Annotated in this window: 10 protein-coding genes; 5 read left to right on the forward strand and 5 right to left on the reverse strand. The window is 53.0% G+C overall.

Annotated features, from left to right (window positions below; translation table 11 throughout):
• Nucleotides 1-56: 56 nt before the first annotated feature.
• The 4 genes from QYE77_RS04120 to QYE77_RS04135 all read right to left on the reverse strand — a co-directional run bounded on the left by QYE77_RS04120 (nucleotide 57) and on the right by QYE77_RS04135 (nucleotide 6,964).
• Entirely contained in the window at nucleotides 57-3,158 is a 3,102-nt protein-coding gene (locus QYE77_RS04120) for a glucodextranase DOMON-like domain-containing protein (RefSeq protein WP_315624095.1), read from the reverse strand.
• A 4-nt stretch (nucleotides 3,159-3,162) separates the two neighbouring features.
• Nucleotides 3,163-4,071 (reverse strand): sugar ABC transporter permease, encoded by a 909-nt coding sequence (locus QYE77_RS04125; protein ID WP_315624096.1) that lies wholly within the window; start codon nucleotides 4,069-4,071, stop codon nucleotides 3,163-3,165.
• A 14-nt stretch (nucleotides 4,072-4,085) separates the two neighbouring features.
• The gene (locus tag QYE77_RS04130; protein WP_315624097.1) at nucleotides 4,086-5,588 is read right to left on the reverse strand and encodes a carbohydrate ABC transporter permease; all 1,503 of its coding nucleotides are present in this window, start codon (nucleotides 5,586-5,588) and stop codon (nucleotides 4,086-4,088) included.
• A 68-nt stretch (nucleotides 5,589-5,656) separates the two neighbouring features.
• Complete coding sequence (locus tag QYE77_RS04135) at nucleotides 5,657-6,964, reverse strand: sugar ABC transporter substrate-binding protein (RefSeq protein ID WP_315624098.1); 1,308 nt, start codon at nucleotides 6,962-6,964, stop codon at nucleotides 5,657-5,659.
• Nucleotides 6,965-7,298: 334 nt separating this feature from the next.
• On the opposite strand from QYE77_RS04135, the gene QYE77_RS04140 reads away from it, so the two are divergent.
• From QYE77_RS04140 to QYE77_RS04160, 5 genes are read left to right on the forward strand one after another with little or no spacing between them, the layout of a single operon-like run.
• Nucleotides 7,299-8,111, forward strand: a complete 813-nt coding sequence (locus QYE77_RS04140; RefSeq protein WP_315624099.1) for a lipoate--protein ligase family protein — start codon at nucleotides 7,299-7,301, stop codon at nucleotides 8,109-8,111.
• Nucleotides 8,108-9,127, forward strand: coding sequence for a phosphate/phosphite/phosphonate ABC transporter substrate-binding protein (locus QYE77_RS04145; RefSeq protein WP_315624100.1), 1,020 nt, complete (start codon nucleotides 8,108-8,110; stop codon nucleotides 9,125-9,127). The genes QYE77_RS04140 and QYE77_RS04145 overlap by 4 nt, the downstream gene beginning before the upstream one ends.
• 46 nt (nucleotides 9,128-9,173) lie before the next feature.
• Nucleotides 9,174-9,875: a SanA/YdcF family protein gene (locus QYE77_RS04150; RefSeq protein WP_315624101.1), complete on the forward strand. Its 702-nt coding sequence runs from the start codon at nucleotides 9,174-9,176 to the stop codon at nucleotides 9,873-9,875.
• Entirely contained in the window at nucleotides 9,872-10,453 is a 582-nt protein-coding gene (locus QYE77_RS04155; RefSeq protein WP_315624102.1) for an HDIG domain-containing metalloprotein, read from the forward strand. Before QYE77_RS04150 ends, QYE77_RS04155 begins: the two co-directional genes overlap by 4 nt.
• Nucleotides 10,454-10,483: 30 nt before the next feature.
• A complete protein-coding gene (locus tag QYE77_RS04160; RefSeq protein ID WP_315624103.1) occupies nucleotides 10,484-11,581 on the forward strand; it encodes a nuclear transport factor 2 family protein in 1,098 nt (365 codons plus the stop codon).
• A 74-nt stretch (nucleotides 11,582-11,655) separates the two neighbouring features.
• Here the strand turns inward: QYE77_RS04160 and rpoC are convergent, their stop codons facing one another.
• Nucleotides 11,656-15,882, reverse strand: coding sequence for a DNA-directed RNA polymerase subunit beta' (gene rpoC, locus QYE77_RS04165; protein ID WP_315624104.1), 4,227 nt, complete (start codon nucleotides 15,880-15,882; stop codon nucleotides 11,656-11,658).
• Nucleotides 15,883-16,033: the final 151 nt, after the last annotated feature.

A 16,033-nucleotide genomic window follows, 5' to 3' on the forward strand; every position in this document is an offset into this window, starting at 1 on the left:
CCTAACACTTCTGCAAGTGCCGGGCAGGCCAGGACTGAGGGGTGGTCAAATTAATCTCAAGGGGTACGCAAGAGTTCCAATTGGGCGAAATCATCCGGAGTAAGTTGATCCACTGGCTTAGTTGACGAAGGATAGGTGCCCAGCATGTCTTCTTGAGTTGGGGTGCGATTAACTGGCCAGGCCAGGTCTATAATCCGCGTGTGGTTGGTATCTGCCGGACCACCCCCAAAGCGCCACTGTGCTGCCTGGGGTTCAACATCCCGCACCCGCCAAACTCCCGTTGCCGGGAAGCCCTCCTGACCCAACACCACGGCCACATACCCCCAGGTGCGAGGATCGCCCTCTCCAAACACCTGCCGCGGCACGCGCAATGTGACCGTCCGAGCCGCAGGATCCACCAGGATTTTGAAATCCACCCCAGTGACCTGTTTCGGAGTCAAGGACGCAGGATCAGGAGCCAGAATTTGCGGTGTCCACCCTTCAGCCCAGATGGCAATCTCCCATCCATTGCCGGACTTCAAAGCCGCATTTCGCCCCGGCAAGAGCAACCGCGCTCCTGTTCCCGCCCCCGGATCCTTATCCACATAAACATCCAGCGTCTGGATCGCCAAATTATTCGGCGACCCCCACGGATTAGGGATTGGGCCATAGAAAGTGAAGCGGAAAATGATATTGTTCTCGTCATATGAAACGCGAAAGGCTTTTAGATCAAAGGCCTTCTCCTGGAAGACGCTATCGGTGGGGTAGGTGTAAGTTCCTGGACCGTGATCATCGCCTTCCGGATCTTCGAGATCCAAAATCACCGTGGAAAGGCCCAAATCAGGGAGCACAACTTGCGCCGGTCCACCCACGGGTAAGACCTGACCCTCTGGTTGAGCCACCACGACTAAGCGCAGGTCGTCACCCGCTTCTACTGCGCCTAAAGCAGTCAAAGGAATGGCAGCCTCAAGGACCCCCTCCTTGGCGGCTGCGGTTCCCCCTTGCCCAGCGGACTGCCACCCTTTAGCCGAGGCGGTGTAGAAAGCCAAATCTCGGCCACCTTCCCAAACAAAGGCGTGGGTTGCCGCAATGCCCAACAAGACTGGAGATTCGCCCTCCACCGTCTGAGTAAAGGGATAGGGGTTGGCAACGCGAGGCACCGTGAGGTAGATCCCCAGGCGTGCGGGCAATTTTTCACCTGCCGCAGCAACGACCTTCAGGTAAAGAGTTTTGCCATCCAGGGCGATTTCGAAACCGGTTAATGGTTTGCCCTCTTCTACTGTATACACGGCTGCATTTGCCCACTCCTCGGCGCCAGCCACTCCATCAATGGTGGGGGTCGCCGTTCCGCTCATCGGACGGCTTGCGGCTACAGGCTTCGCCTGGATGATAGGTACACTAACAAATGCCGGAACAGGTTCATCCAGCGCTTCATAGACCCCACGCAATAGCGCCCGGAAGCCTTCGTCAAAATACTCATCCTGCCCGGAGTCCTGATCACTCCCATACCACCAGAACCAATCCGAACCCTCCGCCAGGTACATATAATCCTGAGCCTTTGCAATGGCTTCTGGGGAAGCCTTGCGAGTGCGGGTCAGATCGTATTTGGCAAGCAGTTCACGCGTCTGTCGCAGGTATTCCCACGCCTGGGTTTCTTCCGGTTCACCAATCCAGGTATCGTAATTGGGGCTAAACCAGGCTCCGGGGAAAAGATGATCCAAGGTGCGCTGTTCGGGGAAGCGCTTGAGGTATTCGCTGGGAGTGATCGTCTTGATCGTAGTACTCTCGGAGAGCAGGCGATAAAACGCATTCAAGAACTCTTTGCCATCGTTCTTGTAATATTCCCAGGCGTTCTCGCCATCCAGGATAATACTTACAATGTGAGGACCCTGGGCACCTTCCTCTTTCAGGCGCTGGCGAATGTTCTCCAAGCGTTGCATCAAATCTTTTGCCGCGGCTTCACCCGGCATTCCAGAATAGGTGAAACCAATTTTGTCGGAAAGGGTCCAATCGCGGAAGAAAACGGCAACTTTATGGCCATCTTTATCCTGAACGTAATAGGGCCGATAAAGAAGGTCGGCTTCTTGGACTGTTTCCTTTGCATCGCGGGTGAACGAGCCAATGCCCAGAGATTGGGCCAGGACCGGCTCGCCGGTTGCCATCCACTGATAACCGGCCTTTGCCACCAGCGGCACGATCTCCTGCGCCACCGCCCCCTCACCCGGCCAAAGTCCCTTGGGTGCAACTCCAAAGTGGTCCTGGTAAATCTGAACGCTACGTTGTAACTGCGCAATGGCATCGTTGGGGTAGGAAAAACGAGTCGGCAGTTCGGCTCCCGGGTTACCCACCGCTGCCAAGTTGGTATCATACAACAAGGGCAGAATCGGGTGGGCGTAGGGGGTGGTGATGACTTCGATTTGCCCTTTCTCCTGGAGATCTTTATGGATCGGTACTACCTGCGCCATGATGCGGCGAATCTCGTTAAAGAGGACCTCTTTGTCTGCCTCAGAGAAACCGCGATCTTTCGCGACCAGCGACTTCAGGGGTTCTTTGGCCAATTCATCAGGATCAATCCAGGCCAGATTGAACCAAATCTGCAAATCGCGAAAATCCTGTTCGTTAAAAGTCTCCAGGGCGTTTGCAATTGCCTTGTCATCCGTACCACCGCGTTTATCCAGTAAAGCCTTATAACCCGGATAGCGACTGATGATGTTATCCCAATTGACATCAAAAAAGCGGCGTAGGATAAACTCTTTCTCATCCGTTGTAAGGTCGCTAGCCGGTTTTTCTGCCAGTACCCAATATTTGTCTTTGGCCCCGTTTTGGACGAAGTCGTCCAACTGACGCAGCAACACCGGCGTCAGGTTAAAGGTAACGTGGACATTTGGATACTGAGCAACGGTTGCAGCCATGTCGTAATAGTCTTTAGTGGCATGCACCCTCACCCAGGGACGGGTATAAACCCCATTCGCGTCTTTGTAATAGAGCGGCTGATGCTGATGCCAAATAAGGTTAAGATAAAGCACCTCTTCCTGAGGGGGTTGTGTCTCTGTGGCTACCGGGGTTGCCGTAGGTACGGAAAGGGTTGGCGTCGGTGTTATCGTCGTGCACGCTGTAATGAGTAGAACAAGGATTAGTAGTGCGTTCATCAATGGCAGGAATCGCAGTAGTTGACGCATGGTTCTATCCCTTGACACTCCCTAGAGTTAGACCTGAAATCAGCCATTTTGAAGAATACAAGAACAGCGCCATCACCGGGATAGCAATTAATACCGAAGCCGCTGCAAATTTACCCCAGGCGACGGTAAACTGCTGGGCATAAGTAAAGATACCCAATGGCCAGGTATACATTTCATTCTTTTGCAATACCACCCGCGCTACCAGGTACTCACTCCAGCCACCCATAAAACTGAAGAGGAACGCTATTGCCAAGGCCGGACTGGAAAGTGGCAAAATAATTTGGGTAAAGGTGCGCAAGCGTGAGGCACCATCAATCAACGCCGCCTCTTCAAGGTCCACCGGGATGGTATCGTAATAACCCTTCAAAGTCCAAATGGTCAGCGGCACAGAACTAACGGAATAGGCAATGATCAAGCCCAGTGAGGTATTGATCATTTGCAATTTGGCCAACATAATGAAGAGCGGCAAGAGCAACATCCCCGCCGGGATCATTTGGGTTGTAAACAGGAAAATCAACCCTGCATTGCGGCCCGGAAAGCGAAAGCGGGAAAACGCATAGGCACTGGTGGCGGCTAAAACCACACTGGCTATCGAAGTTACCATGACAATCGAAAGGGAATTCCATAACCAGAGGAAGAAGTCGGATTTGCGATTTTTCTCCGGGGCGCCAAACAGCACCTCTTTGTAATTATCCAGGGTCGCATTTTCGGGAATGATCCGCAGGCTCGTGGTCAGCAACGTATCGTTCGGACGGAGAGAAATGGTGACCACCCGCAAGACGGGATAGACGGCAATAATACAGGCCACAATCAACCCCAGGTGAATGAGCAAGCGTTTGAAGGGGCTATCCCCACGGGCACGGAAGAAGAACCAGCGGTAAAAACGTCTTAATGCCAGGCTCACATTTTTCATGGCTCATTTCTCCTTTACTCGGTTGCTGACTTTAGCCCCCCACTAACTTTGAGGAACACCAGGGTGAAGACAAACAAGATCAGGAAGATCACCAAGGCAAACATGGCGGTGAAACCATAACGGTAGAACTGAAAAGCCGCCTTATACATAGACGAAACCAGAATGTCGGTTTTCTCTTGTGGTCCCCCTTGCGTCACCAGATAGATGACATCAAATTTGTTGAACGTCCACACCACCCCTAAAATAATCGCCGGGGTGAGCACCGGGCGGAGCAAGGGGATGGTAATATTCCAAAACGATTGCCAGGGACTGGCGCCATCAATCTCAGCGGCTTCGTAGTATTCATGTGAGATGCTCTGCAAGCCACCGAGAATGATAACCATCATGAACGGAATACCCAACCAGATGTTGACAATGAGCACAGACACAAACGCCCAGAACGGATCCTGTTTCCAGGAAACCGGGCCGATGTTTTGTGCCAGCCAATTAAAAGCATCACCGATCACCGACCACGAGCCGGTTTGACTTGCAACATTGGCAAACCAACTTTGCAGGTTGCGAAGGATAATATTGAAGAACCCATAGCGGGAGTCAAACTCATTGCGAAAAGCCATCGCCGCAATGGTGGTTGGAATCGCCCAAGGGAAGACCAGCAAGGTGCGGTATAAACCACGCAACTTCATTGGGCGATTAAGCATTAAAGCCAGAATCATACCCCCGGTGACGTGGAACGTGACATTGATCACCGTCCAGAGCACAGTGCGACCTAAGACCTCAAAAAACTTTGCTTCTTTGGCAACGTTGCCCGTAAACAAAGTGACCAGGTTTTGCCAACCATAGATCAAGCCATAAGATGCATTTTTGGTTGCTTGCGTGCCCAATGACGCGTTAGAGAAAGCCAGTTTGACCTCAAAGGCAAATGGGTAAAGGATAAGGAAGAAGATACCGATGAAAGCCGGAGTGACCAGAAGATACGCCAGGCCAAGTTTGGTTGGGCGGGGGCGAGTAAGGGCTTGCACTGCCCCCAGTAGAATCGCCACCCCACCTACGATTATCAGCATACTCCACAAGCCTGCCGACGATTTTGACGCAATTGAGGCATTAATCAGCGCCTTTTGTAGGTTGGCCGGCAGATTTATTGGAGACCGGATCAAATTGGCAAGCGTACTATCCCCTAGACGAATCAAATCGGTGAGATCAAAAAAGGCCACGACCGCCAGCAATAGGGTTAACCCAAAAATGCCCTGCAATGCACGCACAAAAACCGCGGTCACGATATCCCGTGGACCGCGGAAGAAAATCTGATAGACAAAGACTTCGATAGCAGCCAGACCAATCAAAAGAGCGATTAGAAAACCGCTCACCTCGGTCAGTCGCGCCACAATAATCTTTTGCGTTAGCGTGATCCCAGCCGAATAGGGAGCGATTAGGCGGACCAAGCCCCAGATAACAGCCACCCCTGCAGCGAGCCAGAGAAAGGTGGGTAAAAAGCGGCGCAATCCGTTTTTTTCCTCCATGGCACCTATCCCCTTCTAGTAAAAAAGGGGAGCATGAGTTCTCATGCTCCCCTCAATTCAAGCGCTACTTATTGTAGCGTGGCCACACACTCATCGGCTGATTTCTGAGCCGCGGCAGCAGCGTCTTCGGGTGTCGTGGTGCCTGCCATCACACCTTCGAGCGCCGGACGCCAGGCATCCCACGCACAGCGCATCTCTGGAGCTGCCGGCATACCACGACCATTCTGAAGCGCCGCCATAGAACCGGCCAGGATCGGATCGCTGGTGATCAACGGATCCTGCGCAACCTCTTTGTTTGAAGGCAGACGCTTGAATTCCTCAAGCCACCGCTTCTGAACTTCTTTCGAAGTCATGAAGGTGATGAATTTCACCACGGCATCCTTCTTAACCGGATCATCCAAAACGCCCTTGTAGACCATGAAGTACTTACCGCTGGTCATCTCGGTGTAGGGCTTGCCGTTGATCGGCGGCACCGGGGCAACACCCAGTTTATCACCCAAGGCCTTGACGTAGTCGCCCAACGACCAGTCACCATTGATAATCATGGCCGCCTTGCCCTCTTTAAAGAGCGTATCGGCGCAGTTGTAATCGCATTCCTGTGGAACAACGCCCTGATCCTTAAGGCTCTTGACGAACTTCAGGTAGTTGATAAAGGCCTCATTGTTGAATTGGGGCTTGTCGTTCTCATCCAAGGGCCAGCCGCCGAAAGCACCGTAGAAACCAGCACCCCAGAAGGGTTCATTGAGGTTGTAAGCGAAGCCCTGAATGTCACCCTTGGTCAGCTCTTTAGCTTTTTGAATCAGATCCTCAAAGGTTGCAGGAGGTTCTGCAATGAGGTCCTTATTATAGAGCAACATCAGATGGTTGCCATAGTTATCCGGAACGCCCCACAGGGTTCCACCAACCATAGCAGGTTCAAGCGCACCAGGGAAGAACTGATCCAGGAACGCCTGATCAAAGAGCTGATCCACTGGGGCTACAATTTCCAGCTTGCTGAAGGGGCCGGCAAAGTCGTTCGGAACGCGCACGACTTCGGGAGCCGCATTAGCCAGCGCTGCGGTCTGGAATTGGTCTCGTAGTGCTTCATTCTCATAGTGGGTGCGTTCGACCTTAATGTTGGGATTGGCGGCCATGAACTCTGCCAACAGCTGGTCAATAAACACATCCACCTCGTCACCCTCTTGCTCCCAGAACGAGAGGGTGACTTCTTCCGCCGCCGGTGGTTGAGTCGGCTGTTCCTGAGCCGGCGGTTGCGTAGGTTGTTCTTGCGCCGGCGGTTGAGTGGGAGCAGCCGTCGGAGACGCCGGTTGGCATGCGGCTAGCACAAAGGCCACCACAAGCAGCAGGCTGATTAAGGGCAGTAACTTCGCTTTCATCTTTCCTCCTTTTGTTGCTTTTGGAAATTTGGATGCCTATCAAACAGATTCAGGCAGGGTAGAAGGGGTACAACTTCACCTTAACTCGTGCCCATCACCTCCTTTCCACATTGTCCCTTACAGACATACGTCCCGCAAAGAAGCAAGCCCATATATACCACAGTCCCAAAAATGTTGACAAGCCTTTTATTAAACCCCCTAATTCGACGAACACTAAGGAAAACTCGCATTAACCATATTTACAATTTTCATTATAGCATAAGCGGCAAAGCCTTCCTCGCATCTGTCTAAACTTTGGTTTTCTCTGCTTTTCTGGTTTATAATTTGGGTCACGATGCGGGAAACTTGGCGACTCATCCGCTCTTCACCCGCGCCGGGGGCTTGGAATATGGCTCTGGATGAAGCGATTTTGGAAGCTGTAGTCCAGTGGCAGGCCCCACCTACATTGCGCCTTTATGCCTGGAACCCTCCGTGCTTGTCCCTGGGATACGCCCAAAGTTTCAGTGATGTGGACATAGAAGCCCTTGAAGCGCTCGGGTGGGACATAGTTCGCCGCCCCACCGGAGGACGTGCCATCCTTCACACTGACGAACTCACCTATGCTGTCATCGCTCCCCATGATCACCCGATTGTCAGCGGAAGCGTGATTGAATCGTATCGCCGCATCGCCGCTGCCCTGGTCAAGGCCTTGCATGATTTGGGGCTCCTGGCGCGCGCCGACCGCGAATATGGACAAATCGAAGCCAACGGTGCAGTGTGCTTCGAAGTTCCTTCGAATTACGAGATCACTGTAGATGGTAAGAAGATTATTGGGAGTGCTCAGGCACGCCGCCTGCAGGGGGTCCTTCAACACGGCTCATTCCCATTATACGGTGACCTGACCCGCATCGTACATGTGCTTCGCTATGATGATCCTCAACAGCGTGCTAGAGATGCCGAGCGCCTTCTAGAACACGCCACCACAGCCGAAAGAGTATTGGGATATCCGCTGGCCTGGGAAACGGCGGCTGAGGCTTTTGCCCGCGCCTTCGCCGAAACGTTTGACTTGGATCTCCGGGAAGGTTTCCCTTCCCCTATCGAAATGCAGCGTGCCGAGGCCCTGGTACGCGAAAAATACGCCAATCCGTCATGGATTCAGCACCGATGAAGCGTACACTATTCTTCGCTTTAGGGGTGTTTTTTGGGTTAGTAATACTAACATCCTGCTCGTCTACCGGCACGCTTACCCCTGTAACCCCCACCCTAATTCCAACCCTTACCCCTACCCCCCAACCCCTGGGACATCCCGAAAACCCCCTGGTTATCGGCTTCGTCATCGAAAATCCCCTCGCCCCAGAAAACCAATCCGCGGCCCAAGGCTTGAGCAAGGCATTGAGTGAACGGGCGAAAATTAGTGTAAATGCTCGCCTCTTCGCGTCTTACACCGCTCTCATGACATCTCTGGAAAGCGGAGCGGTCCAAGCCGCCTTCTTACCTCCAATAACTTATATCTACGCGCATGACAAAGGCCTCGCCGAGGTTGAGTTATTGGCCAACCATTTCGGCGTTTATTTTTATGGCAGTATGTTCTTGGCCAATGCCGAGAGCAACTTCGTTCGTTACTTTGACCCCATGACAAATCGCAGCACCGCCTCTGCCGAAACTGCACTTTCTCAATTGGCTGGGACACGTCCCTGCTGGGTTGAAAACACTTCTATTGCAGGGTATTTGCTCCCAGCTGCGCTATTAAAACAATTTGATATCGAAACATTACCCGCGGTTATTGCCCAAACCCCCAGCGCAGTTGTTCGTGCTCTTTACATCAAAGGAATCTGCGATTTCGGTGCTACCTTTGCCATTTCTGGTGATCCGCGCACGGCATCTACAGTATTAAAAGACCTGCCAGATGCAGAACAGCGGGTGGTTATTCTTTGGCAGACTGAGCCCATCATCCCAAACCTGAATGTCTCTTTTCACCCACAGGTGCCAGAAGCAGTGCGTCAAGCGCTTGTGTCAGCCCTAATGGATGCCGTCAATGACACCAATTTGAATGCCTTGATCTCTCAACTCAATCAGGGATACACATTGCAGGCTTTCAAGCGAGTGGATGATTCGGTTTATGACCCACTGCGCGAAGTGCTCTCAGCGCTTTCACCGGACTTAGAAACCTTGCTAGGGCAATAAGCAAGCCTGATCTTACCAAACTGCCCCTCATGGTAGAATTCTCCGCATGAAGACCTTGAAGAATCTGTTTACAATATCAGCCGTCGTCGGTGGCGGGGCGATTCTTTTGCTCGGGATTTCCAATCTCACCGCATGGCTCTATGCCAAACCACGCACATTTTCCCTCCATGAGAGCCCAAAAGCCCCCGTAGCCATTGTTTTCGGCGCCGGCCTTGCCCGTGATGGCAGCCCTTCCCCCGTATTGCGTGATCGCGTGGCAACCGCAGCGCAATTATATTTTGAAGGTAAGGTCAGTAAGTTGCTCATGAGCGGAGATAACCGCTTCATCAACTATAACGAACCGGGTGCCATGCGCGATTACGCCCTTCAGTTGGGCGTTCCCGATACCGACATTGTGTTGGATTATGCCGGACGGCGTACTTACGACACCTGTTATCGTGCCCGCTATATTTTTGGTGTCCAACAAGCCGTGCTGGTGACTCAGGCATTCCATCTTCCACGCGCACTCATCACTTGCAACCTGCTCGGTGTTAATGCCTGGGGGGTGCCAGCAGATCAGCGCGCCTATCATCCGATTGCTTATCGTTACTGGCGGTTGCGTGAAATCCCGGCCACCTTCATGGCACTTATAGACGTTCTTATTCGGCGACCAGTGCCAGTATTGGGAGAACCCGAGCCTATCTTCTCTGAACCACACGGGGTGTACCCGTTGAACCTTCAAAATCGCCAAGGAGGTATAGAGGTATGAATCGCGATGAGGCTTTTGCCATTGTTACCGAATACGTAAAGAACGAGAATCTCATTCACCACATGCTCGCAGTTGAAGCGGCAATGCGCTTCTACGCCGAGAAATTGGGACAAGATACGGAATTATGGGGCATAACCGGCTTGCTCCATGATTTTGATTGGGAAATTCACCCCACTCTGGAAGAACACCCCCAAGCCGGCGCACCCATTCTGCGCGCGCGAGGTGTTCCAGAGGACATTGTGCGCGCTATCCTGAGCCATGCCGATCATACTGGTGTTCCGCGTGTCACATTGATGGAAAAAGCCCTCTATGCTTGCGACGAAATCACAGGATTGATCACTGCCGTGGCTTTAGTTCGCCCCTCACGTTCGCTTTATGACCTCACTGCCGCCTCAGTCAAAAAGAAATGGAAAGAGCGCTCTTTTGCAGCAGGTGCCAATCGTGAGGAAATTGCCCGTGCTGCGGAAGAATTTGGAGTTGAACTGTGGGAACACGTGGAAAATGTGATCACTGCCATGCGCCGTATTGCGCCCGAGATTGGACTGGCAGGGAACTTGCAACCTTCTTCCCAGGGTTGAGTCTCAATTTACAAGGGAAGAGGGAGTAACATGACACTCCAAGGAAAGGGTTTTTTTATCTGGAAAATCCGCGATTGTGAAGGTGGGGATCCTCAAGCCATTGCAAACCTTGCCCAATCCTCTGGCTATACGCATATCTTGATCAAGGTGGCCGACGGGCCATATGCTTATAATATCAACACCTCGACCGGCGCTGACCTGGTGCCCCCGGTTTTGCAAGCCTTGCGCGCCCGAGGAATCAAAGTCTGGGGGTGGCATTATGTCTACGGTTCCAATCCAGTGGGAGAAGCCAATATCGCGATTCAGCGCATTCAAACCTTGGGCTTAGAAGGTTACGTGATTGACGCTGAGGCCGAGTTCAAGCAGCCCGGACGAGAAACCGCCGCCCGCACCTTGATGAGCCGCCTACGGAGTACGTTTCCCAACCTCCTCTTTGCCCTCAGTTCCTATCGCTTTCCTTCTTACCACCGCTCCTTCCCCTGGCAAGCCTTTTTGGAATACTGTGATTACAACATGCCTCAGGTTTATTGGGAACAGGCGCATAACCCAGATGCCCAACTCCGGCGTTGCGTGAGCGAATTTCAGGCTTTATCCCCGGTTCGTCCCATCATTCCCACTGGACCGGCCTATAAAGTTAATGGCTGGGCACCAACTCCCGCTGATATCGTTACATTCCTGGATACTGCCCGAGCGCTTAATCTAAGTGCAGCCAATTTCTTCTCGTGGGATGAGTGCCGTCGCGATCTCCCCACCATATGGAACACTATAGCCGCCTATACATGGAACATTCAACCCCCTCCACCCGATATCACCCAACAATTCATCAGCGCCTTAAACAGCGGTAATCCAGACAGCGTGGTAGCCTTATACCATCCTGACGCAGTTCATATCACAGCAGCTCGCACCATCCAGGGACGAGAGGCTATCCGTGCCTGGTACACAACGCTGTTACGCCAACTCTTACCCCAAGCGACCTTTACTTTAACCAGCGTAAGCGGTAGCGGTAACTCGCGACATTTCACCTGGACTGCCCAATCCAGTCTGGGGAGCGTGCGCGACGGCAGCGATACGCTGGGCACCTTTGACGGAAAGATCGCTTACCATTATTCGTCCTTCAAAATTTCATGACCCTTAATAACAAGAAAAAGCAGGTGGTTAAAAAGCCACCTGCTTTTATTTTATCTCTCTGCGCGAAAGTCCGGTTAGTCGCCGGTGATATTGGCCATAGAGACGCTCTTGGAGAAGATTCCATCCACCTTGAAGCGATCAGGATGGAAACCTGTGCCAGCCGGGATGAGTTTACCAATGATCACGTTCTCTTTCAAGCCGTAAAGCGGGTCCACCGCACCCGCAATGGCTGCTCCGGCTAATACTTTGATCGTGTGCTGGAAGGAGGCCGCTGAGAGGAACGAATCGGTGCTCAACGAGGCTTTGGTGATTCCTAAGAGCACCTCAACGTAGCGAGCGGGTTGCTTGCCCTCAGCGATCAACTGCTCGTTGACGCGGCGGATTTCCAGCCGATCCACCAAATCCATTGGCAGGTAGGGCGAATCTCCTGGCCGGATGACCTGAACGCGTCCCATCATCTTGCGGATGATCACCTCAAAGTGTTTATCGTTGATGTTCTGCCCTTGCGCACGGTAAACCTTCTGGATTTCCGAGAGCAGATACATCTGGCAGGCTTCACGCCCTTTCACCCGTAGGATCATATGCGGATTAAGTGAGCCCTCGGTCAAAGGTTGGCCCGCCTCAACATGGTCACCATCGCGAATGAGCAGGCGCGCCGTGCTGGGGATTTCATATTCCTCAGCCTCTTTCTGTTCGTAAGAGACAATCACGCGCCGCCCTTCCAAGCGCACCCGACCGCTGTGTTGAGCCGTGATTACCGCCTCACCCTGGGTAGCAATTGGATCACCGATTTTCACTTCACCCTCATCGGTGACGTTTATCTCCCAACCCTCAGGTACGTCATACTCATCGCTGACCATTTCGGAGTGCTCAACGCGCACTACGCGCTGGTCAGAGTAACGATCAGATTGAATGATCTTTGCTGTACCGGAAATACGTGCCATGACCGCTTCACCCTTAGGCTGGCGGCGAGCCTCAAAGAGTTCTTCCACGCGCGGCAGACCGGTCGTGATGTCACCACCCGCAGCTACACCACCGGTGTGGAACGTGCGCAGGGTCAACTGCGTACCCGGCTCACCAATGGACTGAGCTGCCACAATTCCTACCGCCGCGCCCAACTCAACCATCTTACCCCGACCCAGGTCCATACCGTAACAATGGGCACAGACCCCGTGCACCAATTCACAGGTAAGCGGCGAGCGCACCTTGACCTCATCAATACCAGCGGCCAAAATCTTACGGATCAAATCATGATCCAGCATCTGATTGCGTTCCGCCAACACCTCACCGGTCAAAGGATGCACCACGCGCGCTGCGGTCAGACGACCATATAAGCGGCTCGCCATGGATTGCCCTGCCACATCGTCTGACTTGCGGATCCAAATACCTTCCTGGGTGCCGCAGTCCACCTCATTGACAATGATATCCTGGGCTACATCCACCAAGCGGCGGGTCAGATAACCGGCATCTGCGGTACGCAAGGCGGTATCCGCCAAACCCTTGCGGGCACCGTGGGTGGAGATGAAGTACTCCAACGCGGTCAAACCTTCGCGGAAGTTGGACTGAATCGGCAAGCGAATAATGCGTCCCGCCGGATCCGCCATCAATCCGCGCATACCCGCTAACTGCGAGATCGGCCCAAAGCCACCTTTGGTGGCGCCACTGTTAGCCATAATAGCCAGGTTGCCGTTTGGATCCATGACGCGGCGCACTGCTTCAGCCACCTCTTTGGTGGTTTGCTGCCAAATTTCAATTTCACGTTCATTGCGTTCCTGTTCGGTAAGCAAGCCGCGGCGGAAAGCACGTTGCACTTCATCCACACGCTGGTGAGCCTTGGCCAGGATCTCCTGCTTTTCTGGCGGCATGGTGATATCCTCTACCGCCAGCGTCGCACCCGAACGCATCGCGTATTCAAAGCCAATGTCCTTAATGCGGTCAGCAACGACTGTGGTAACCTCTTCGCCGCAGAGTTCATAGACTTGCGCGATGAGATCTTTTACTCCGCCTTTATCAAGCGCTTCATTGACAAACTGCACCTCTTCCGGCAGGATACGATTGAACAACGCGCGCCCAACTGTGGTTTCAATAAGGGCCTGCCGTGGCGCTGATAGGCGGTTGCCCTGATCATCGTACCAAGTTTTGACCCGTAGACGGATATTCGTGTGAACTTCAACCTGCTCGAGGTGATATGCTAACTCCACCTCATCCAAATCAGCAAAGACCCGTCCATCCCCGCGGTGGGATTTGTTGTCTTCCATGGTAAGGTAATAAACCCCGAGCACCATATCCTTGGACGGGCTGATGATCGGCTCGCCATCCGCTGGCTTGAGCAGGTTCTTGGAAGACAGCATCAAGTTGCGCGCTTCCCAGACGGCTTTTTCGGAAAGTGGCACATGAACGGCCATCTGGTCACCGTCGAAGTCGGCGTTGAAGGCGGTGGTAACCAAGGGATGAAGTTGAATCGCGCTACCTTCAATCAACACCGGTTCAAACGCCTGAATACCTAAACGGTGCAGAGTCGGTGCACGGTTGAGCAATACCGGGCGCTCCTTAATAACCTCTTCCAAGACTTCCCAAACCTCAGGGCGATTGCGCTCAATTAAACGGCGCGCGCCTTTGACATTAGCGGCATAATTATGCTGTACCAAACGTGCAATGACGAAGGGGCGGAATAGTTCCAGCGCCATGGTCTTGGGCAAACCACACTGATAAAGTTTCAGGGTTGGCCCAACGACAATCACAGAGCGACCCGAGTAGTCCACACGCTTACCCAGCAGGTTGCGGCGGAAACGCCCCTTCTTACCCTTTAGCATATCACTTAGGGATTTGAGTTCACGGCGTCCCCGGCGCGAGAGAGCTTTACCGCGCTGTGAGTTATCAATGAGGGAATCCACCGCCTCCTGTAGCATACGTTTCTCGTTACGCACAATCACGTCTGGCGCACCCAATTCGAGCAAACGCTTGAGGCGGTTATTGCGGTTAATAACTCGCCGATAGAGATCGTTGAGATCAGACGTAGCAAAACGCCCACCATCCAATTGCACCATGGGGCGCAAATCAGGCGGGATGACCGGTAAGACCTGCAAGATCATCCACTCGGGACGGTTGCCCGATCGGCGAAATGCCTCAACCACTTTGAGGCGCGTGGTAGCCTTCTTACGCTTCTGCTTGCTCTTGGAGGTGCGCACCTCATGCCATAGGTCTTCGGCCAATTTGTCCAGGTCTAAACGACGCAAAATATCATAGAAGGCTTCCGCACCCATGTCGGCACGGAACACCTGCCCCCAACGCGATTTCAACTCGCGATAGCGGCTTTCGGTCAGGAAGGTAAAGGGGCGCAGTTCCTGCAATTCATCCCGCTGGCGCGCGCTACTGCTCTGCGCCGCCACCGACTGATCCTCGAGCTCGCTTCGCAAGGCTTCCATTTCCATCTCAGCCTGCGCTCGAATCTCTTCGATCTGCATCTTAATTTGTTCGAGTTCACGCTGGAACTGCTCGCGGAATTCGTTCTCCAATTCTTCCAGGTGCTCTTTAACCACCCGCTGCACCCGCCCAATATGCTGTGGGGTGATCGTCTCCCCGGCAGCGGCAATTTCGACATTCGCCGAAGTAAAGACCACCGGCACACGCACCACTGTTCCTACTTTCTCCTGCAGCATTCGTTCCAGGGACTGCCCTTCCTGGATCACTGGCTCTAAGCGGGATGCAATTTGCTCATCGCGACGGGCTTCCATTTCAGCCCGCTGCTGATTCAACTCGGCGATGCGGCGATCGCGTGCCTGTTTGACTTCAAGAATACGTTTATTAAGTTCAGCCGCTTTTTGGCGCTCCGATACAGTGATTTCATCTTCCATACGCTTGAGCACCTTCTGGCGTGCTTCTTCATCCACGTAGGTGACAATATACTGGGCAAAATAAAGCACGCGATCCAGGTTTCGGCGCGAGATATCCAATAGCAAGCCAAGGTAAGAAGGCACACGCCGCGTGTACCAGATGTGAGCCACCGGAGAGGCTAATTCAATATGCCCCATGCGTTCACGGCGCACTGAAGACCGCGTGACTTCTACTCCACACTTGTCGCAAACAATGCCTTTATAACGTGGATTTTTATACTTACCGCAGTAGCATTGATAATCTTTGGTTGGGCCAAAGATGGCCTCGCAAAAGAGCCCATCTTTTTCGGGGCGCAGCCGACGATAGTTAATCGTTTCGGGTTTGAGGACTTCGCCATACGACCAGGACCGAATCGTCTCCGGAGAGGCCAAGCTGATTCGAAGGGCAATCAGGCTTTTCGTTTCCACAAATACGCCTCCTCTAGCAAATAACTTTTTTGACGTTAAACAAGATACACGCGTGAGACTCAAAGTCTCATGCGTTTGAGTTCGCCTGAGCATTAACCATTAGCATGCATGCAAAATCAAATTATAACACGAAAATCGTTCTTTGTATCCC

This window comes from Thermanaerothrix solaris, assembly GCF_032334255.1.
GTDB lineage: Bacteria > Chloroflexota > Anaerolineae > Anaerolineales > Anaerolineaceae > Thermanaerothrix > Thermanaerothrix solaris.